Annotated in this window: 15 protein-coding genes and 2 pseudogenes; 10 read left to right on the top strand and 7 right to left on the bottom strand. The window is 61.4% G+C overall.

Going from position 1 to position 20,230, the window contains the following annotated elements:
* Window positions 1–96 precede the first annotated feature (96 nt).
* On the bottom strand, window positions 97–1,239 hold the full coding sequence (gene moeB / locus M3O59_RS10270) for a molybdopterin-synthase adenylyltransferase MoeB (RefSeq protein ID WP_116905602.1): 1,143 nt from the start codon (window positions 1,237–1,239) through the stop codon (window positions 97–99).
* Between the two features lie 246 nt (window positions 1,240–1,485).
* Here moeB and M3O59_RS10275 point away from each other — a divergent pair, with 246 nt between their 5' ends.
* From M3O59_RS10275 to M3O59_RS10285, 3 genes are all read left to right on the top strand, one after another.
* A complete protein-coding gene (locus tag M3O59_RS10275) occupies window positions 1,486–4,170 on the top strand; it encodes a TonB-dependent receptor (RefSeq protein ID WP_181920518.1) in 2,685 nt (894 codons plus the stop codon).
* Between the two features lie 194 nt (window positions 4,171–4,364).
* Window positions 4,365–4,580: a hypothetical protein gene (locus tag M3O59_RS10280; RefSeq protein WP_064631321.1), complete on the top strand. Its 216-nt coding sequence runs from the start codon at window positions 4,365–4,367 to the stop codon at window positions 4,578–4,580.
* Between the two features lie 163 nt (window positions 4,581–4,743).
* Window positions 4,744–5,958: an IS4 family transposase gene (locus tag M3O59_RS10285; protein WP_330462722.1), complete on the top strand. Its 1,215-nt coding sequence runs from the start codon at window positions 4,744–4,746 to the stop codon at window positions 5,956–5,958.
* Between the two features lie 66 nt (window positions 5,959–6,024).
* On the opposite strand, the gene M3O59_RS10290 is transcribed toward M3O59_RS10285, so the two are convergent.
* A complete protein-coding gene (locus tag M3O59_RS10290; protein WP_409350122.1) occupies window positions 6,025–8,262 on the bottom strand; it encodes an avirulence protein in 2,238 nt (745 codons plus the stop codon).
* A gap of 311 nt (window positions 8,263–8,573) precedes the next feature.
* On the opposite strand from M3O59_RS10290, the gene M3O59_RS10295 reads away from it, so the two are divergent.
* From M3O59_RS10295 to M3O59_RS10310, 4 genes and pseudogenes are all read left to right on the top strand, one after another.
* Entirely contained in the window at window positions 8,574–8,708 is a 135-nt protein-coding gene (locus M3O59_RS10295) for a hypothetical protein (protein WP_457853303.1), read from the top strand.
* Window positions 8,709–8,718: 10 nt separating this feature from the next.
* Window positions 8,719–9,482 (top strand): IS5 family transposase gene (locus M3O59_RS10300; RefSeq protein WP_330462227.1). Its coding sequence is split into 2 segments (ribosomal slippage): window positions 8,719–9,034 and window positions 9,034–9,482, totalling 765 coding nucleotides; the frame shifts between segments, so codons are not numbered across the junction.
* 6 nt (window positions 9,483–9,488) lie between these two features.
* Window positions 9,489–10,250: pseudogene (locus M3O59_RS10305) on the top strand (IS5 family transposase); the annotation flags it as partial.
* A gap of 67 nt (window positions 10,251–10,317) precedes the next feature.
* Window positions 10,318–11,301: an IS5 family transposase gene (locus tag M3O59_RS10310; RefSeq protein WP_373419004.1), complete on the top strand. Its 984-nt coding sequence runs from the start codon at window positions 10,318–10,320 to the stop codon at window positions 11,299–11,301.
* Window positions 11,302–11,473: 172 nt separating this feature from the next.
* Here M3O59_RS10310 and xth read toward each other — a convergent pair whose 3' ends face one another.
* Window positions 11,474–12,460 carry an exodeoxyribonuclease III gene (gene xth / locus M3O59_RS10315; protein WP_116907049.1) on the bottom strand — a complete coding sequence of 329 codons (987 nt, stop codon included), beginning with the start codon at window positions 12,458–12,460 and terminating at the stop codon, window positions 11,474–11,476.
* A 151-nt stretch (window positions 12,461–12,611) separates the two neighbouring features.
* Between xth and M3O59_RS10320 the strand changes: the two genes are divergently transcribed.
* Window positions 12,612–13,382 carry an OBAP family protein gene (locus M3O59_RS10320; RefSeq protein WP_064629991.1) on the top strand — a complete coding sequence of 257 codons (771 nt, stop codon included), beginning with the start codon at window positions 12,612–12,614 and terminating at the stop codon, window positions 13,380–13,382.
* A 140-nt stretch (window positions 13,383–13,522) separates the two neighbouring features.
* On the opposite strand, the gene M3O59_RS10325 is transcribed toward M3O59_RS10320, so the two are convergent.
* Window positions 13,523–14,321 (bottom strand): IS5 family transposase gene (locus tag M3O59_RS10325; RefSeq protein WP_373419007.1). Its coding sequence is split into 2 segments (ribosomal slippage): window positions 13,523–14,051 and window positions 14,050–14,321, totalling 801 coding nucleotides; the frame shifts between segments, so codons are not numbered across the junction.
* Between the two features lie 104 nt (window positions 14,322–14,425).
* A complete protein-coding gene (locus M3O59_RS10330; RefSeq protein WP_373419005.1) occupies window positions 14,426–15,409 on the bottom strand; it encodes an IS5 family transposase in 984 nt (327 codons plus the stop codon).
* A gap of 83 nt (window positions 15,410–15,492) precedes the next feature.
* Here M3O59_RS10330 and M3O59_RS10335 point away from each other — a divergent pair.
* Window positions 15,493–16,365 (top strand): annotated as a pseudogene (locus M3O59_RS10335) (contractile injection system protein, VgrG/Pvc8 family); the annotation flags it as partial.
* A gap of 1,257 nt (window positions 16,366–17,622) precedes the next feature.
* Here the strand turns inward: M3O59_RS10335 and M3O59_RS10340 are convergent.
* Window positions 17,623–18,606, bottom strand: coding sequence for an IS5 family transposase (locus M3O59_RS10340; RefSeq protein WP_373419006.1), 984 nt, complete (start codon window positions 18,604–18,606; stop codon window positions 17,623–17,625).
* A gap of 64 nt (window positions 18,607–18,670) precedes the next feature.
* A complete protein-coding gene (locus M3O59_RS10345; protein ID WP_161945016.1) occupies window positions 18,671–18,841 on the bottom strand; it encodes a hypothetical protein in 171 nt (56 codons plus the stop codon).
* Between the two features lie 108 nt (window positions 18,842–18,949).
* On the opposite strand from M3O59_RS10345, the gene M3O59_RS10350 reads away from it, so the two are divergent.
* Complete coding sequence (locus M3O59_RS10350) at window positions 18,950–20,224, top strand: molybdopterin molybdotransferase MoeA (protein ID WP_181920628.1); 1,275 nt, start codon at window positions 18,950–18,952, stop codon at window positions 20,222–20,224.
* The last annotated feature ends 6 nt before the right edge of the window (window positions 20,225–20,230 follow it).

The following is a 20,230-nucleotide window of genomic DNA, read 5'->3' on the forward strand; positions in this document are numbered from 1 at the left end:
CTAAGCTGCCGTAATCCTCAAGCCAATAAACCCGCATCGCACCGCCAATCCGTCAGTCGGCCAACCGACATCACACGGTCAGTTCAACACCCACTCTCAACCAACCGCGCTACCGCAGAACGCGGCGTAATCGGCATAACCGGCAAATACCGTCCCTGGAGCGCAGACCGGACACTGCGGATCAGGTGGCAGACGGATCTCGCGAAAGCGCATCGACAGTGCGTCGAAACTGAGCAGGCGGCCGGCCAGGCTGTCGCCGATGCCGAGCAGCAACTTGATCGCCTCGGTGGCCTGCAGCATCCCGATGACGCCGGGCAGCACGCCGAGCACGCCGGCCTCGGCGCAACTGGGCGCAAATTCCGGCGGTGGCGGTTCGGGAAACAGGCAGCGGTAGCAGGGCGCATGGCCGCGGTGACGCCCGGCGTCGAAGACGCTCACCTGGCCCTCGAACTGTTGCACCGCGCCGTACACCAGCGGCTTGCCGAGTTTGACGCAGGCGTCGTTGAGCAGATAACGCGCTGGAAAGTTGTCCGCGCCATCGATCACCACATCGACCTCCTGCAGCAATGCTTCGACATTGCCTGCGGTGACGCGTGTCTGCACCGCATCGACCTGTACGCGCGGATTGAGCGCAGCGATGCGTTGTGCAGCGGAGTCCACCTTGGCGAGGCCGACGCTGTCTTCGGTGTGCAAAATCTGGCGCTGCAGATTGCTGCGGTCCACCACATCGTCGTCGGCGATGCGCAGATGACCCACACCGGCTGCAGCCAGATAGAACGCGGCCGGCGAGCCGAGCCCACCAGCGCCGATCAGCAGCACGCGTGCGCGCGACAGCCGCTGCTGTCCTTCCACGCCTACCTGCGGCAGGCGCAGATGCCGCGAGTACCGTTCAAGAAAATCCTGCTCGTCCGCTGGCAGGGTCGGTCGCACGACCGGCAGCCCATCACGCAACCAGGCGGTGGTGCCGCCCAGCACCGAGGCGACGCTGGTGTACCCCTGCGTCCGCAAGATTTCGGCGGTGCGTGCCGAGCGTTTGCCGCTTTGGCAGATCAGCACGATTTCGCGCGCATGCCCGGAAAGATGCTGGCCGGGCGTGGTTTCCAGCTTGGCCTGCGCGATCGCCAATGCGCCTTCGGCCTGGCCGCTGGCGCGCTCGTGCAACTGCCGGATATCGATCAGCAAGGCGCCTTGCAGGGCGCGTGCACGTGCGTCGGCCGGGGAGATGTCGTGACTGCTCATGACGCCATTGTCGCGCAAACGCCGACGCCGTACGTACCGTGCGATGTCGCTTCGGTCGAAGCTGCCGCACGCCGGTGAAAACCGCGTTACAGCGCAGGCGTGCGTGTCGTCGGGATCACGCTGCATTGCCCGCGGCGCCGCTGTAATTCGCTCCCGTCAGGGCAGTGCGGCTTGTCCGGCCCGGTTTGACCGTCTTGCGCAGCCCGCTATCGCGTGCCATCGCAACGACCGCCTCAGGAGAGACACATGTTCATCGCATCCTCGCGCAACGCTGTTGCGCGCCACCTCGTTGCCCGTCGTCCGCTGGCGCTCTGGATTGGGCTGGCGTTGAGCGGCAGCGCACAGGCGCAACAGGCCACGCCCGACGCCGCCGATGCACCGGAGCCGGCCGCCGCGCAGCCTACCGCCACCCTGGACGCGGTACAGGTCAAAGGCATGCGCCGCAGCGTGAAAAGCGCGATTGCGACCAAGCAATCCAACGCGGAGATCAGCGATTCGATCGTGGCCGAAGACATCGGCAAGTTGCCCGACAACAGCGTGGCTGCAGCACTGCAGCGCGTCACCGGTGTGCAGGTGGCGCGCGCCGGTGGCGAGGTGGGGCAGGTGTTGGTGCGCGGGTTGCCCAACGTGGTCACCACACTGGATGGGCGTAACGTGTTCACCACGGTGGGGCGCGACATGGAGCTGGCCGATGTGCCGGCCGAGTTGCTGCGCAGCGTGGACGTGTACAAGACCACCGGCGCGCAATTCCAGGAAGGCGGCATTGCCGGCGTGGTCGACGTGCATTTGCGGCGGCCGTTCGATTTCGATCAGGAAAGCACCATTGCCGGCAGTGGCAGTGGCAGTGCGCTGCGTGGCGATCAATCCGGCAAGACCGTTCCCAACGGCAGCCTCACGCTGAGCCAGCGCCGGGACACCGACGTGGGGCGGATGGGCTGGATGGGCAGCGTGTCGTACCAGCGCCGGCCGTATCAGGAATCCAACACGCTCTACGGCACTTACGATCTCAAACCGAACCCTCTCGATGCGACCCGGCAACTCTACGTGCCCTACAGCGCGGGCGGGCTGATGGCGCGCGGCGACCGCAAGCGCAAATCGGCCAATTTTTCGTTTCAGTGGGCACCGAGCGACAACAGCGAGGTGTATGTCGACACGCTGTACATCGGGTACGACAATCGGCCACAGGTGAACTATTGGCTGCCATTCCCCGGATTGGCGACACCGGAAAACACCGCGTCGGTGAGCGTGCGGCCCGGCACCAATGTGCTGGATGGCCTGGTCGCCCGCGACATGCGCACCCTGTCGAGTACACAGGCACACAAGAACGCCTCCGACACCTATCAAGCCGCCCTGGGCTGGCGTTGGACCGGCGAACGCATGCGCCTGAGCAGCGAAGTGGCCTACACCTACAGCACCGCCAAGAACCGCTCTTTCACGCTGGACATGAGCACGCAGGCGCCGTTGTTGCACATGCGCTCCGGCAGCGGCGCAGCCGACACCTGGATCACCCAGGCCGACGGCAGCAGGTACGACATCGCCGCGCCGGGCAACTGGGAGCTGGGCCAGTACTACGACAGCTGGAACGAGCAGGAGGGCCAGGAGTGGGCGTGGCGCGGCGATGCCAACATCACGCTCGATCTCGGGCCGCTGCGGTCGCTGGATGTCGGCGCACGCGCCAGCAGGCGCACGGCGACCAATCATTCCGGCGATACCGGTGCGCGCAACAACAGCAGCGGTGCACCGCTGCTGTTGAGCGATGTGCCAGGTCTGGCATCGGTGACGCCGGGCAACATGCTCGACGGTGCGCGTGCGTTTAGCAGCGACCGCTGGGCCTCAGCCAATCAGGACGTGTTGCTGCAGCAGAGCGCAAGACTGCGCTCGGCCATGGGGCATGGCGCGGATGCGCCGGACGAGAATCCGGCACTGTTCTTCGACGACCGCGAAGACAACTATGCGCTTTACGCACAGGTGAACTATGGCTTTTCATTGGGCTCGATCCCGGTGGATGGGCGTATCGGTGCGCGCGCGACGCGGCTGGATTCCATGCTGCAAGGGAGCGAGTCGCTCGATGGTGTGTTGAGCCCGGTCAGCATCGACCGGCGCATCGACAAGGTGTTGCCCAACTACAGCGCCAACCTGACCCTGCATGACAACCTGCTGCTGCGCCTGGCCGGCAGCACCACTATCACGCGGCCGGAGTTTGCCGATCTCAACCCGCAGCTGGCCCTGTATCAATCCACCGAATCGCTGCCGGCACGCGGCAACGGCGGCAATCCACAGCTGCGCCCGGTGGAATCACGCAATGCCGATGTGTCGCTGGAATGGTATTTCCGCCCGGGCTCGTTGCTGTCGGTGGCCGGCTTCCATCGCAGGATCGATGGCTATATCCAGAACTACGCGGCCGACGAGCCGATCGGCGGCGTCGTGTATTCGATCAGCCGGCCGCGCAATGCGGGCGAGGGCACGTTGAAGGGTATGGAAGTGGGGTACACGCACTTCTACGACTTCCTGCCTGGCTGGTGGTCCGGCTTTGGCAGCCAGCTCAACTACACCTATGTTTCTGCAGAAGCGGACTCACCGGAGGGCATTGGTCAGCCGCTGACCAACGTGTCCAAGAATGCCTACAACGCGATCCTGATGTACGAGTACGCGCATTTTTCTGCCCGCGCGGCCTACAACTGGCGCGGCGATTACGCAGTGAGTTTCAACAGTTCCGGCGACCAGCCCGAGCAGATCAACCAGGGGCGGGAGAAGTGGCTGGACCTGGCGTTCAACTACGAACTCAACGAGCACCTCACCCTGTTCGCCGAGGCGACCAATCTGTTGGGAACCACAACCAATAATTACTTCGGCCGCCGTGGCGGCGATTTCCCGCGCGAGATCGCATCGCCTGAGCGTAGCTATACGCTGGGCTTCCGGTTTCGTCTGTGACGGCCTGGAGTGTGGCGTTGGCGTCAGGCTCACCGTCTTAGCGGTAGCGTAAGGGTCAACAGAACACGGGACTGTGCGGCAGCAGCGTCGCCCTTGATGCATGGCACACCCACTGGCTTGCACAGCGCAGCCACGGGCCTGTTTGATGATCGCCAGGCACCTTGCCTGCGGCTTTATGGTTACGAGGAAGCTTCATGACCCCTGACATCGATGCGCAATTGAAACACCTGGAAGAGCAACTGCCCGAGATTCGCAGCCAGCATCCGGACGACTTCTGGGATGCGTTTCATGCGCGTGCCGAGAAGATCACCGGCGCGGCGGAGTCGCAGGAACAGGCAGCGCAGATCGTCAAACGCATTGACGAGATCCTGGGTGCCAATCAGCTCGGGCCTGCGGATCCTGGTGCCTGACACCCTGCCAGTCCCGGCACAGTCGGGTGAAGGAAACGGTGCAGGATCTGAGATATCCCCACATTTCTTCCTGCAAGATCAAGTACTTGGTATGCCAGGGTGTGGAAGAAAGTGCGCGCATGGGCACGCTTCAAGGTGACTAAGCCAAAGAAGAGTACCGACCATGCGCGCCAGCGAAGTATTGCAGAAATGCTTGCCTAACTCACTCTCCGGGATGCATGCATTACGCCAACGCAGCTTGCTGCGTGCGGTTGAAGCGCTAGTGCATGGAGGCCGGCTGACGTTGATCGACATCGCACGCGCGTGGCCAGGCGCTACGCGGGTACGTGCGCCCCTCAAGGCATGCGACCGCCTGCTGTGCAATCGTGCGTTGTACGCCGAGCGATCCGCCATCGAGCGGGACATGGCGCATTGGCTGTTGCGCGGCACGCAGCCAGTGATCGTGATCGATTGGAGCGATCTGAAGCCGGACAAATCGTGGTGCCTGCTGCGTGCAGCCGTCCCGATCGGTGGGCGCACGCTCACCTTGCTGGATATGGTGGTTCCGGGAAAGCAACAAGGCTCTCCTGGCGCGGAGAAGCGTTTCTTGCAGCAACTGCGCGCATTGATTCCAGACGATGTGCGTCCGATCCTGGTCACTGATGCCGGCTTCCGCACGCCATGGTTTCGTGCGGTGTCGGCGATGGGCTGGGATTGGGTTGGGCGACTGCGTGGACACACGCAGGTCAAGCCGCAAGCCGTGCCCGATGATGTAACGCAATGGATCGATAGCCGGAACCTGCATGCATTGGCTTCCAATCGTGCAAACGAATTACCACCGATGCAGATCAATCGTAGCGATCCACTCAATTGCCGCCTGGTGCTCTATGCCAAAGCACGAAAAGGGCGTCAGCACCGCAACCGGCGCTCACCTGCCAACGTCTCGCGTGCATCATCGAGCCTGAAAGCAGCAGCGCGTGAGCGCGAGCCGTGGTTGATCGTTGCATCACCCCAGTTGCACGCACCCAGCGCAACGCAGTTGGTCAACCTGTACGCACGGCGGATGCAGATCGGGCTGGCATTTCGTGATCTGAAATCGCACCGCTACGGCCAGGCAATGGAAGACAGTTTGACCCGGCGCGGTGAGCGCCTGCAGATCCTGTTGTTACTCCACACGCTGGCCACCTTCGCCAGTTGGCTGGCAGGACTCGGCTGCGAAGCCACCGGCATCGCACAGTGGCTATCGCCGCGCAACAGTACCCGCAAGCTCTATTCGACACTGCGTGTCGGCCGCGAGACGTTAGTCAGGCGCTGGCCGATGGAACCGGTCTCCCGCTGGCTAGAACGCTTACGCACACTGCCCGACGCAGTGCGCGAGCAGATGACGTTGGTGCTGTAAAACGTGGGGATACATCAGAACCTGACACCGTTACTCCAAACGCTCAGGTAATCCCCCGACTGAGCCTCATTGAGGAAATAGCTCCATCAACCATGCCATATCCTCTTCGTCGAATGCCGGGAAATCATCCGCCGCCCCTGCCAAGGGGGCCGCATCTTGTTCCCAGATCATGGTGCTGGACGCTGCCAGATCGGCATCCATGGGTGTACCAGGATCCGGGAGGCCGCCCCCGATCTTGGTACGCGGGCGTTTTACACCCCAGCTGAGGGGGGGGGAATGCAGCGCATCGCGCTGTTCGGGAACGCGCACCTCGACCGCTTGCTGTGCGAATTGCTGTGCGAAGGAGCCGGTGACAGAACTCTCCGATCGGGACCGTTTACGGCTGCTGCTTGCCAGCGCCTGGCCCGCCCGGTCTATCGGGCTGGGCGCATCCAGCTCACGCTCCAGCGCATCGGCGAATGCATGCAAAGACGCCTGGTCCGGCGTTTGAGCCGAAGCACGGGACGGTTCGGCCCTTTTCATCCCAGATGCCTTGAGGATACGGCGCCAACGCTGCGAGGCTGGGGGGAGCGTTCCACTGCGGGCCTCGAGTTCGGTGACGCCCACTCTGCGAAATAGCTGTAACAACCCGTGCCTGCTCATCTCGAACTGCGTCATGGCTTCATCGAATGCTTGCGCCGGGCGGGAGTGGCACTGGAAAAAAACCAGCACACGAGCCACTTGCGCGTGGTCGGCAACGCGATGGGACGTGCGTTCGGGAAGACGGCGATTGGTTCTTTTGATCAAGGTCGGCGCGTGCGGCAATCCCTTTTTCACTGCCTCCAGCGCAGGACGCCCGCCGAGGCAGGCCAAGGCGATGAGGCGGTCGTTGGTCAACGCGGCCAACGCCTGATCAGGGCGAGATAACTGATCAAAAATGCTTTCCAGCGCCTGCTTGCCGCCCTTATTGCTGGCGATGGCCACCACCTGGTCCGGGGTCAGGCCATGTTGCTCGCACAGCACCGGCAACAGCCGCTGCACCGCCTCCAGCGCCTGCTTGCCGCCATCGTGGCTGGCGATGGCCACCACCTGGTCCGGGGTCAGGCCATGTTGCTCGCACAGCTCCGGCAACAGCCGCTGCACCGTCTCCAGCGCCTGCTTGCCGCCAATATTGCTGGCGATGGCCACCACCTGGTCCGGGGTCAGGCCATGTTGCTCGCACAGCACCGGCAACAGCCGCTGCACCGCCTCCAGCGCCTGCTTGCCGCCATCGTGGCTGGCGATGGCCACCACCTGGGCCGGGGTCAGGCCATGTTGCTCGCACAGCACCGGCAACAGCCGCTGCACCGTCTCCAGCGCCTGTTTGCCGCCAATATTGCTGGCGATGGTCACCACCTGGGCCGGGGTCAGGCCATGTTGCTCGCACAGCACCAGCAACAGCCGCTGCACCGTCTCCAGCGCCTGCTTGCCGCCATCGTGGCTGGCGATGGCCACCACCTGGTCCGGGGCCAGGCCATGTTGCTCGCACAGCACCGGCAACAGCCGCTGCACCGTCTCCAGCGCCTGTTTGCCGCCAATATTGCTGGCGATGATCACCACCTGGGCCGGTGTCAGGTTCAGGGGAGCGCCCGTCAGTGCATTGCGCCATGCATGCACTGCTTCCACCGCGGTCACGCCGCCACCTTTTGCAATCTTGAGAAGTTGGCCTGTGTCCAACTGTAACGGTGGACCTCTCAACTCTCCCCCCACCGTGAGCAATGCCTCCAGGGCGCGTGCGCCGGACCACTGTTTGCCGACGCCAACGATGTCTTCATGTGCCGCCTCCGGCAACGCCGCGATCATGGCCTGGTACTTGACAGCGATGGTCCCTAATGCTGCCGGGTGTTGGCTGAGCGCAACGATGTGCGCACGTGTAAACCCATGGCCGATCAGTGCCTCGTGGTGCTGTGCTACTGTCGAATGAGCCTTCGGTTTGATCTTCTCTTGCTGCTGCTGGCTGTAGCCGAGGGTGCGTAGATCCACCTGCGCGGCCGGTGAAGCGTCGGAGGCTTGCGCAGCACGCCGTCGCGGTGCCGGCTTGGCGCGCGACGGCCACGCGGGCGTCACAGCGACCTGCACGGTGGCTTGCGGGTCATCGGCTGCACACAGACCCGATTGCACATCTCCTGAGGCAGCCTCTGTATGAGGAGCGCCGAAGGCAGACATCGAATCAAAAAGCGATGTATCAAGAAGCGACGGATCGAACTGACGGAGCAGATCGCTGAAACTGCCCGCTGAGAACGCAGGCAAGGGTGCAGGGGGAGACGGGAGACGGGTTCGGGACATCGTCCGTCGAGCGGGCAAGCCATCCAGAGGGCTGCCAGCAGGCGGAGCCCCCCCACGATCTGCAGTCGGCTGCGGCTGAACCCTATCCGGCTGGGGTCCGGCCAGAAGTTCGTGGGCAGGACTTGGAGTGCGCGGACGAATGGGATCCATCAGGTATACCTTTTTATAGAAAAGATGGTTGTCTCAAGACTAAAAGGTCGCCCCTGAAAAACCCCTAACCACATCCATTGCAGGCCATCCCCCGCATTTTCGGCGTGCTGGAACTGCCAGTTTTCGTTAATGTACGCACTGGTTTCTGGCAGTTTTCGCCCATGCGCACACGCCGTCCCGCTGCCGATCACTTACCTGCCGATGAGTTGTTTCGTTCGCGTCTGGAAAACCAGATCGACCTGCGCCATCCACTGGTTCAACTAGAGCCTGTTAACACTAATGATTTGAGCGGTTAAACTATTGCGCATGGAAATCACACCCGCACAATTTTCTCTCATCGAACAGTGTCTGCCGAGGCAGCGCGGCAATGTCGGCATGACCAACCTGCAAGTAGTCAATGCCATCCTTTATGTTGCCGAGCATGGCTGCAAATGGCGCGGCCTGCCCAAGCGCTTTGGCAATTGGCACACGGTGTACACACGCATGAACCGTTGGGCCAAGGCAGGTGTGCTGGACCGGATGTTTGCTGAACTGCAGAAGTCCCACATCGTGCGCATCAAAATCGAGGCGGTCTCGCTGGACTCTACCAGCATCAAGGTGCATCCGGATGGGACTGGTGCGTTAAAAAAAACGGCCCACAATCCATCGGTAAATCGCGCGGCGGATGGAATACCAAGATTCATATGGTTGCCGCAGATGCTCGAACAGCGATCACGTTCGGATTGACGCCTGGCAACGCCCATGACGCACCTGCGGGCCGCACGTTGCTTGAACACCTTGGGCCTGTGGAGCGACCGATTCATTTGTTGATGGATCGTGCTTACGAAGGCAATGAGACGCGCCAACTAGCGCTTGATCTTGGCTACGTCCCGGTGGTTCCGCCAAAAGCCAATCGGGTCGAGCCCTGGGAGTACGACCGAGAAATGTACAAGCGGCGCAACGAAGTGGAGAGGCTGTTTCGTCGCTTGAAGGGCTACCGCCGGATTTTCTCGCGCTTCGAAAAGCTGGATGTCATGTTCCTCGGATTCTTAAGCTTCATCCTTGTCGTTGATGGACTTCGGATGTGTTAACAGGCCCTAAGCCATCGGCTGCCGTGGAGTGCGTTGGAGCAGGCGCTATCGCCACGATTGCCGGCCACAACTGCCAGCGGCGGACGGCCCGGCCTGCCGATGCGTCTGATCGCCGGGCTGCTCTACCTCAAGCACGCCTACGACCTGTCCGACGAGGCCGTATGCGAGCGCTGGCTGGAAAATCCGTACTGGCAGTTCTTCACCGGCGAGGTGGTATTCCAGACCTGCTTGCCGTGCGATCCCAGTTCCCTGACACGTTGGCGACAGCGTCTGGGCGAAGCGGGCATGGAAGAGCTATTGGCGCACACGATCAACACCGCGCATGCGATGAAGGCGGTGGATGCACGCGAGTTGTCGCGGGTGATCGTGGACACCACCGTGCAGGAAAAGGCGATCGCCCATCCCACCGACAGCCGGCTGCTGGAGGTGGCGCGCAAGAAGCTGGTGCTGCTGGCCAAGCGCCACGGCATCGCACTACGACAGACCTATGCGCGGCAAGGCCCGGTCTTGAGCCGCAAGGCCGGGCGCTATGCGCATGCGCGCCAGTTCAAGCGCATGCACAAGGTGCTGCGACGCCAACGCACGCTCCTGGGACGCGTATTACGCGATCTGCAACGCAAGCTGGACCCCTTGGTGCGTGAGCGCATCAGTGTCTGGCTGGAACGCGCACAACGGGTGTTGACACAACGCCCCAAGGACAAGCAAAAGCTCTACGCCCTGCATGCGCCGGAAGTGGAATGCATGAGCAAGGGCAAGGCACGGACACCTTAGGGAAGCTCTGAACAAAGCAGCATGATCTGCGACAATCGATCAACGAACCGAGCGGACGATTTCGATGCAGCTGACCTTCGGCGATGCGGAGTACAACGGCAAGCGCAAGCAGACGCGGCGCGAGGTATTTCTGGCCGAGATGGATCAGGTGGTGCCGTGGAAAGACCTGCTGGCGCTGATCGAGCCGCATTATCCAAAGTCGGGGCAGCCAGGGCGACAGCCGTATCGGCTGGAGACGATGCTGCGCATCCACTTTTTGCAGCAGTGGTACGCATTGAGCGATCCATCGGCGGAAGAAGCCCTGTACGACACGGTGTCGATGCGGCGTTTTGCAAAGATCGGCGGCCTGGATGAGGTGCCGGACGAGACGACGATACTCAACTTCCGCCACTTGCTGGAGCAACACGATGTGGCGCGCAAGCTGTTCAACCGGGTCAACGCGCACCTGTCGCGCAAGGGACAGAGCCTGCGCAGCGGGACGATCGTAGACGCCACGATCATTTCAGCGCCAAGTTCGACCAAGAACCAGGACGGCAAGCGTGATCCGCAGATGCACCAGACCAAGAAGGGCAATCAGTATTACTTCGGAATGAAAGCGCATATCGGCGTGGACGATGTGTCCGGGTTGGTGCACCACGTAGAATGCACGGCAGCCAACGTCGCCGATATCACGCAGGCGCACAAGCTACTGCATGGCAAGGAAGACACGCTCAGCGGGGATGGCGGATATACCGGGCTGGACAAGCGCGAGGAAATGGCGAGCAAGCGCAAGTTGCGCTACCTGATCGCAGCCAAGCCCTCCAAGCTGAAGCAGATCAAGAACCAACGCGAATTGAAGCGGGCCAAGCGTTGGGAGCACACCAAGGCCAGCTTGCGCGCGAAGGTGGAACACCCGTTTCGGGTGATCAAACGCCAGTTCGGTTACGTCAAGGTGCGCTATCGCGGTTTGGCGAAGAACACCGCGCAGGTGCTGACGCTGTTTGCGCTGTCGAACCTGTGGCTGAAGCGAAAGCAGTTGATGCCTGTCGTGGGGAAGGTGTGCCTGTAATCCAGGCAACACCCCGCAAACGCGGCGGAAATGGCAAAAAATCGAGGGTCTGAGTGCCATCAGAGTGGCTGATGCGGTTTAGATCATCCTCCGACGCCGTTGATCAGACCATCCCTAAAGCGCGCGGCGTAAATGGGCGGCGTGGATGGCACCAGCTGTACGCGTGAGATCATCAGTGTTTCTTGTTCGCCGGCACGCGCGGCGTTGCCGATGCAGTTGTCGCCGTCTTGGCAACAGCCTTCCTGGCGGCCTTCTTTGCCGTGGGAGTCGCCCCGCCCGATGGCTTACGTACCGATGGCTTCTTCGCCGCTGCAGGCTGGCACACCTTTTCAACAGGCTCGGCGTCCACCACGGCATCAACCGATGCATCCGGCACGCGCACGCTGATCCACGTCGGCGCATGATCGCTCGCCTTCTCAAGCGCACGCACCCACTTGTCCACGCCGGCATCCTGCAAGCCGGCTGCCAAGGTGCGATTGAGCAGCAGATGGTCGATGCGCAACCCACGGTCGCGCGCGAAGTGCTGGCGGAAGTAATCCCAGAAGGTGTAGATCGGCGCATCGCCGTGCACTGCCAACAAACTGTCGGTCCAGCCCTGCGCCAGCAGCCGCTGATAGGCTTCACGGCTCTCCGGCTGCAGCAAGGCATCCTTGCGCCAGCCCTTGGGGTCGTAGATATCCGCATCGGTAGGCACCACATTGAAGTCGCCAATCAGCGCGACCGGATGTGGCAGGTCCACCAGGGTTTTCGCATGTCGGATGAGGCGTTCGAACCACGACAGCTTGTAGTCGAACTTCGGGCCAGGCTGCGGGTTGTCGTTGGGCAGGTACAGGCACGCCACCACCACGCCATGAATCGCAGCTTCCAGATAGCGGCTCTGCGTATCGCTGGGGTCCCATGGCAGGCCACGGCGGATCTCCACCGGCTCGGCGCCACGTGCGAGCAAGGCAACGTCATTCCAGGCGCGCTGGCCTTGCCAGATCACACCGTAACCCACGTCACGAATGGCCTGCTCCGGAAATGCGTCTTGTGCTGCTTTCAATTCCTGCAAGCCCACGATGTCCGGTTGCTCGCGTTTGAGCCATTCGAGCAGATGCGGCAAGCGGCTGGCGATCCCGTTGACGTTGTACGTAGCGATCTTGCGTGTAGTGGTTGCCATGGCGTGCCGGCGGATGCTCACGTCCTCAAACGCGCAGCATGGCGGCCACATCATTAACCCGATGCTCAAGCGAGGTGAAGCTGCGCCGTCTTGCCCAGCCAGCGCTCACGCCCTGCCCACCACCGACGCTCTTAGCTTGAGCACACCGACAGTGACCTGGATTACCATGCGACATTCTGCATTCTTCATCGGCCTTGCCCTGTGTGCCAGCTGTTCGCGCAGCCCGCCCTCGGTAACCCCACCTGGCGCACCGGAAAGCGCCAAGACCAATGTGCTGGAAGCCGGGGCAAAAGTGCTGCAGCCCAGCGGCCCGGTCGGCAAGCTCGACATCTATCTGGTGGGCTTCCATCCAATGAAGGACGCGCCCGACCAACAGATGGAAGCGCATCACTATTGCCAGCAGGTCAATGAAGATCTCGCGCAATGCGCGCTCTACGATGGCAACACCGAGCGCGCCAACCTCACCGGTATCGAGTACATCATTTCGGCGACGTTGTTTGCGCAGTTGCCGGAACAGGAGCGCAGCTTCTGGCACCCGCACAACGGCGAGATTCTCTCCGGCCAGCTGTCCGCTCCCAATCTGCCGCAGGTCGCAGAGAAGGAATTGATGCGCAGCAAGATCAATAGTTACGGCAAGACCTGGCACACCTGGCATTCGCGCAAGGGCACCGCGCCTGGCGATGCCTTGCCGCTAGGCGAGCCGATGCTGGCATGGTCGTTCAATCGCGATGGCGAGTTGCAGCAGCCGTTGATGGATCAGCGCGATCAAGCAGTGTCGGTCTCCACGGCCGAACGCCGCGCCAACCGTCAGGACCTTACACCGCTAGCGAAGCCCCAGCACGGGGTGGATGCGTTGCACGGCCATTTCACCGACGCAAAAGCCATCCCCGGTGTGGTCGACGCGGACGCGGCTGGTCAGTGACAGGGCAGCAAGAAGAACCCTGCTGCACATGCAGCAGGGCGACTGATCGCTCCACGTGTCACGCACGCGTGAGCTAGGGATGGTCTGATCAACGGCGTCGGAGGATGATCTAAACCGCATCAGCCACTCTGAGAACCTGTTCACAATCTTCTGAGTAACAGTGCCAAGAAGGCCAAATGGATGAACTGCAGGCTGGTGTTGAGTTTGCGCTCGCAGTTCTTCCATAGCCTTCGGTTCTTCTCCAGCCAAGCAAAACTACGCTCGACAATCCATCGCTTGGGCATGACCTTGAAGGTGTGCAGTTCGCTGCGCTTGGCAATCTGCACCGTGAGCTGCTCGCCTAAAATCTCTCGCGCGCCGCTGGCAAACGGTACTCCGGTGTAACCGCCGTCGCACAGTAAGCTTTGTACAAGCGTCAGGTTTGACTGACAGCGCTCCAACGCCTGCAGCGCACCTTTGCGGTCGGTCACCTCCGCCGTCGTCACCGCGATTGCGTGGGGCAACCCCTGACTATCAACAGCGATATGCCGTTTGATGCCCGACACCTTCTTGCCTGCGTCATACCCCTTTTGCCCAGCTGTGTCCGTGTTCTTGACGCTCTGCGCGTCCACGATCAAGAACCTGGTGCAAGCGTTGCGCCCCTGTCTCACGCGGGCCACGCCAACCTGATTTTTTGAGCGCCCGCTCCAGCAGGCTCACCCCCTCATCGTCGCACTCGCTCCACTTGGCAAAGTACGAGTGCACGGTCCGCCACTTCGGAAAGTCGCTGGGTAGCGCTCGCCATTGGCAACCGGTTCGCAGCACGTACAACACTGCGCACCACACCTCATATAAATCCACACGGCGTGGCTTGGTGCGCTTGCGCGCTTGTTCCAGGATCGGCAGCACGTGTGCGAACTGCTCCCGGCTCATGTCACTCGGATAGGTCTTTTGGCGCATCCGCATAGTCTGCACTGATCTGCGAAGATCGTGAACAGGTTCTGATGGCACTCAGACCCTCGATTTTTTGCCATTTCCGCCGCGTTTGCGGGGTGTTGCCTGGATTACAGGCACACCTTCCCCACGACAGGCATCAACTGCTTTCGCTTCAGCCACAGGTTCGACAGCGCAAACAGCGTCAGCACCTGCGCGGTGTTCTTCGCCAAACCGCGATAGCGCACCTTGACGTAACCGAACTGGCGTTTGATCACCCGAAACGGGTGTTCCACCTTCGCGCGCAAGCTGGCCTTGGTGTGCTCCCAACGCTTGGCCCGCTTCAATTCGCGTTGGTTCTTGATCTGCTTCAGCTTCGAGGGCTTGGCTGCGATCAGGTAGCGCAACTTGCGCTTGCTCGCCATTTCCTCGCGCTTGTCCAGCCCGGTATATCCGCTATCCCCGCTGAGCGTGTCTTCCTTGCCATGCAGTAGCTTGTGCGCCTGCGTGATATCGGCGACGTTGGCTGCCGTGCATTCTACGTGGTGCACCAACCCGGACACATCGTCCACGCCGATATGCGCTTTCATTCCGAAGTAATACTGATTGCCCTTCTTGGTCTGATGCATCTGCGGATCACGCTTGCCGTCCTGGTTCTTGGTCGAACTTGGCGCTGAAATGATCGTGGCGTCTACGATCGTCCCGCTGCGCAGGCTCTGTCCCTTGCGCGACAGGTGCGCGTTGACCCGGTTGAACAGCTTGCGCGCCACATCGTGTTGCTCCAGCAAGTGGCGGAAGTTGAGTATCGTCGTCTCGTCCGGCACCTCATCCAGGCCGCCGATCTTTGCAAAACGCCGCATCGACACCGTGTCGTACAGGGCTTCTTCCGCCGATGGATCGCTCAATGCGTACCACTGCTGCAAAAAGTGGATGCGCAGCATCGTCTCCAGCCGATACGGCTGTCGCCCTGGCTGCCCCGACTTTGGATAATGCGGCTCGATCAGCGCCAGCAGGTCTTTCCACGGCACCACCTGATCCATCTCGGCCAGAAATACCTCGCGCCGCGTCTGCTTGCGCTTGCCGTTGTACTCCGCATCGCCGAAGGTCAGCTGCATCGAAATCGTCCGCTCGGTTCGTTGATCGATTGTCGCAGATCATGCTGCTTTGTTCAGAGCTTCCCTAAGCACCTGACCCCGTTCTTCACATCCACGACCACGATGGCAAGATGGCGCTGCCCAAACGCGGCGTGCGTCTGTCCGTGGCCCTGGGCTGGAAACACATCGGCCTGGTCGACAAAGGCACCTTCATCGTGGATGAGGTGGAGTACAGCGGCGCGCCGGACGTGATCACCGTACGTGCGCGCAGCGCAAATCTCACGACAAACATGCGCACACGCCGCGAACGCAGCTGGCATAACACGACGCTGGGCGCCGTACTCAATACGCTGGCCGGCGAACACGGATTAACATCACGTGTTGCCGAGATGCTGGCACGGGTCAAGCTGTCCCACTTCGACCAGGCCAACGAGAGCGACATGAATCTGCTCACGCGGCTGGGACAACGGTTCGATGCGGTCGCTACGGTCAAGGCTGGAACGTTGGTCTTTGCGCCGATCGGCGCCGGCACCACGGCGAGCGGCAAGCCGCTGCCCAGCGTCACACTAAGGCGCCGCGATGGCGACCAACACCGCTACTCGGTGGCCGACCGCGATGCCTACCGCGGCGTGCGTGCATATTGGGTCGACAAGGGCAAGGCACGGCGGCAGTCGGTCTTGGTCGGCACGGACGACAACGCGAAGCGCCTGCGCGAGTCGTACGCAGACGAGGCGACGGCGAGGCAGCATGCGCATGCAGAACTCGAACGCTTGAAGCGTGGTACGGCCAAGTTCGACTACATGCTGGCAATCGGACGGCCCGAAATTTTTCCAGAACAGCGTGTCAGGCTAGCCCTTTTCAAGGTCGAGGTTGATTTGCAAGATTGGTTAGTAGCCAAGGCCACACATCGACTTGACGATGAAGGCCTACGAACGCAGCTAGAACTAGAATCCAGTCCAAAACGAAAGCAACCTTGATCTCTGCATATATTACGAGTTACTGCTTGGCCTCCTAACCGTATGAAGCTTGCTTTTTGCTTTGCAAGCTCCCCCCGATCAGGAGGGTAACGTCAAAGAATTAGGGACCAATTTCCGAAACAGGCTACTTCCGTAAAATCAGTTAGGGGGGGCAACCTCATAATCGGGCTGCTCATGAAAAAACTGGGCAGTGGATGTGTATACCATCATATTAAAATTCGGCGCATGAGCTTGTATAATTCCATGCATCACGCCTGATGTGTTAACCACTGGGCCACCAGAATCACCTGGACTTGTGAGATCGCCAAAGTCAGCCGTTGCGCCAAGCGAACCGGCAGAAGTAGGATGTCCCGCAGGAATATGCGCATCCGTCCAGTAGCACATCACGTCACTGGTTCTACCGCTTGTGCAGAATCGTTCGTCCGGGGATGCTGGGGCATGATCGGTCACGGCTATCGACACAAGCCCCCCATCCCGCGAACGGTAAACGGCTGCTCGCGAGAGCAACACTTTCCCCAATGCACGCGGCTCATACCTCGAAACAATTGAGCAGGTAAGTCCAGTTGATGGTGCAGAGCAATGCCGATAACTATGGTTAACCGGCTCCACACGAATCAATTCAAGATCTGAAACATTGGACTTCCAAGAAACATAGCCAAGGTCTGCCCCTCTGACCGACACTGAACTATTGTAAGAACCACAGTGGCCTGCGGTCAGAACGAATCGCACCGCTCGCCTATATGGGGTTAGATTGGCTAGAAAACCCTTTTGCTTGAGCACGAGGCCGGCCGTACATTCGTTACCAAGACTCATTGTCAACACCGTGCCACCTACAACCGGTTGATGAAGTCGAGCTGGATCAATGGCTAGTGCAGAGCCAGACGCAAAGATAGCCAAGATGCTGACGGCGCCCAGGGTGTAGCTATATGGTCTGGGCATTTTTTGCTGTGCCTGTCGACGTGCAGGCCGAGTACTCATCATTTTTGCAGCTTTTTGGGATGGCGATATTTCCAATACGATATAACGTTTTCCAAATGCATTTTATTCTCGGGCGAAGATTCACTGCATCAAACGAAGCCAGTCACTGCCAAGCCGCTTTTACATTTCAATAAACAGGACAAGCGGCTTCGCCACCTCGCCTAAGGATGGTCTGATCAACGGCGTCGGAGGATGATCTAAACCGCATCAGCCACTCTGATAGCGCTCAGACCCTCGATTTTTTGCCGTTTCCGCCGCGTTTGCGGGGTGTTGCCCGGGTTACAGGCACACCGTCCCCACGACAGGCATCAACTGCTTTCGCTTCAGCCACAGGTTCGACAGCGCAAACAGCGTCAGCACCTGCGCGGTGTTCTTCGCCAAACCGCGATAGCGCACCTTGACGTCACCGAACTGGCGTTTGATCACCCGAAACGGGTGTTCCACCTTCGCGCGCAAGCTGGCCTTGGTGTGCTCCCAACGCTTGGCCCGCTTCAATTCGCGTTGGTTCTTGATCTGCTTCAGCTTCGAGGGCTTGGCTGCGATCAGGTAGCGCAACGTGCGCTTTCTCGCCATTTCCTCGCGCTTGTCCAGCCCGGTATATCTGCCATCCCCGCTGAGCGTGTCTTCCTTGCCATGCAGTAGCTTGTGCGCCTGCGTGATATCGGCGACGTTGGCTGCCGTGCATTCTACGTGGTGCACCAACCCGGACACATCGTCCACGCCGATATGCGCTTTCATTCCGAAGTAATACTGATTGCCCTTCTTGGTCTGATGCATCTGCGGATCACGCTTGCCGTCCTGGTTCTTGGTCGAACTTGGCGCTGAAATGATCGTGGCGTCTACGATCGTCCCGCTGCGCAGGCTCTGTCCCTTGCGCGACAGGTGCGCGTTGACCCGGTTGAACAGCTTGCGCGCCACATCGTGTTGCTCCAGCAAGTGGCGGAAGTTGAGTATCGTCGTCTCGTCCGGCACCTCATCCAGGCCGCCGATCTTTGCAAAACGCCGCATCGACACCGTGTCGTACAGGGCTTCTTCCGCCGATGGATCGCTCAATGCGTACCACTGCTGCAAAAAGTGGATGCGCAGCATCGTCTCCAGCCGATACGGCTGTCGCCCCGGCTGCCCCGACTTTGGATAATGCGGCTCGATCAACGCCAGCAGGTTTTTCCACGGCACCACCTGATCCATCTCGGCCAGAAATACCTCGCGCCGCGTCTGCTTGCGCTTGCCGTTGTACTCCGCATCGCCGAAGCTCAGCTGCATCGAAATCGTCCGCTCGGTTCGTTGATCGATTGTCGCAGATCATGCTGCTTTGTTCAGAGCTTCCTTAGATCGGCTGGCAGAACGGCTGCACGTAGCGCCATGCGGGCGCGGCCGCCGCTCGGATAATGCTGGCGAACCAGCCCGCGTAGTCGACGAATCGCATGCGTTGCAGTTGCCGAAAATGGCCTGCAACCTTGCGGCGCGTCCTGTCTACAGGCTGTTCGAGCAGCTTCAAGCGGTGTGTGCGGGCGCGAGGCGGGCTTGACTCATGCAACGCCGCATGTCGCCTTGGCAGCGCCTGTACCTGCTACGCCAGGGGCCGGTATCCTAGCCAGGTCATCCTTTGATCGGCACTTTCCTGCACATGATCAGCTATGCCGAAGCACTCGCGCTGATACACACGCACGTCGCAACGCTCACCAGCGAGTGGGTGGCGAGCGCCGATGCCGAAGGCCGGGTGCTGGCCGCCCCGTGGTCGAGCCCGGCCGAGCTGCCGCCCTTCGACAACAGCGCGATGGATGGATTTGCGCTGGCAACCGCCGGTGCTGGCGCGCCGGCAGACAGCGAGCATGTGGTGAGCGGCACCGTTGCAGCGGGTCAGGATGCCGGTGCGGCCGCGACAGGTGCGGCCTGGGAGATCATGACTGGTGCCGGAGTGCCAGTGGGCGCCGATGCGGTGGTGCCGATCGAGCAGGTGCAGGTTCTCGAACACGACGGCGAGCGCCCTAGCCGCATCCGCCTGCGTCATGCGGTGCGTGCAGGCCAGCACATCCGGCGCCGCGGCGAAGACGTGCGCCTGCACGACAGCGTGATCGACGCCGGCACCGTGCTGCGCGGCGCGCATTTGATGCTGCTGGCGGGGCTGGGCTGCGCGCGCGTGCAGGTGGTGCGGCAGCCGCGCGTGGCCTTGATCGCGACCGGGCACGAGTTGATCGGCGACGCATCACTTCCCCTGCAGCCTGGCCAGATTCGCGATGGCAGCAGCAGTTATCTGCTCAGTCAGTTGCGCGCTGCCGGTGCCGACGTGGTGTGGCGGGGGCGGGTGGGCGATGACGATGCTGCATTCGATGCGGCGCTGGCGCAGGCGCGCGACGCCGGTGCCGATCTCATCCTGAGCACCGGCGCGGTCTCGCGTGGTCGTTACGACTTCATCCCGAATGCGCTGGCACGCCACGCTGCCGAGGTGGTGTTTCACAAGGTCGCGGTGCGGCCGGGCAAGCCGGTGTTGCTGGCACGCTTTGCCGATGGCGTGTTGTATGTCGGGCTTCCGGGCAACCCGATGGCCAGTGCGGCCGGGCTGCGTTTTTTCGTGGAGCCGGCACTGCGTGGTCTGTTGGGTATGCCTGCCGAGCGCGGGCTGCATGTGGCATTGGAAACGCCGCTGCATGCGCGGCCGATCTGGCGCCAGCATCTGCGCGCACGCCTGCTGTGCAGTGCAGCCGGCATGCTGTCGGTGCAGATCCTGCCGCAGCAGGAATCCTTTCGGGTGGCGCCGTTGCTGCAGGCCAATGTCTGGGCGGTACTGGAGCCGCAGGACGAAGGCGCCGCGCCGAGCACACACGCAGAAGTGTTCGGCTTGGGCCATCTGCAACCGGCCGCGCCGGCCATCGCGCCATGAACATGC

The sequence above is a fragment of the Xanthomonas nasturtii genome, from assembly GCF_023337365.3.
Taxonomy (GTDB): Bacteria; Pseudomonadota; Gammaproteobacteria; order Xanthomonadales; family Xanthomonadaceae; genus Xanthomonas; species Xanthomonas nasturtii.

Excerpts from the sequence above, each read along its gene's own strand:
- M3O59_RS10330 (WP_373419005.1), bottom strand. The coding sequence starts at position 15,409 with ATGCAGCTGACCTTCGGCGATGCGGAGTACAACGGCAAGCGCAAGCAG.
- M3O59_RS10310 (WP_373419004.1), top strand. The coding sequence starts at position 10,318 with ATGCAGCTGACCTTCGGCGATGCGGAGTACAACGGCAAGCGCAAGCAG.
- xth (WP_116907049.1), bottom strand. The coding sequence starts at position 12,460 with ATGGCAACCACTACACGCAAGATCGCTACGTACAACGTCAACGGGATC.
- moeB (WP_116905602.1), bottom strand. The coding sequence starts at position 1,239 with ATGAGCAGTCACGACATCTCCCCGGCCGACGCACGTGCACGCGCCCTG.
- M3O59_RS10285 (WP_330462722.1), top strand. The coding sequence starts at position 4,744 with ATGCGCGCCAGCGAAGTATTGCAGAAATGCTTGCCTAACTCACTCTCC.
- M3O59_RS10295 (WP_457853303.1), top strand. The coding sequence starts at position 8,574 with ATGCGCACACGCCGTCCCGCTGCCGATCACTTACCTGCCGATGAGTTG.
- M3O59_RS10290 (WP_409350122.1), bottom strand. The coding sequence starts at position 8,262 with ATGTCCCGAACCCGTCTCCCGTCTCCCCCTGCACCCTTGCCTGCGTTC.
- M3O59_RS10275 (WP_181920518.1), top strand. The coding sequence starts at position 1,486 with ATGTTCATCGCATCCTCGCGCAACGCTGTTGCGCGCCACCTCGTTGCC.
- M3O59_RS10340 (WP_373419006.1), bottom strand. The coding sequence starts at position 18,606 with ATGCAGCTGAGCTTCGGCGATGCGGAGTACAACGGCAAGCGCAAGCAG.
- M3O59_RS10280 (WP_064631321.1), top strand. The coding sequence starts at position 4,365 with ATGACCCCTGACATCGATGCGCAATTGAAACACCTGGAAGAGCAACTG.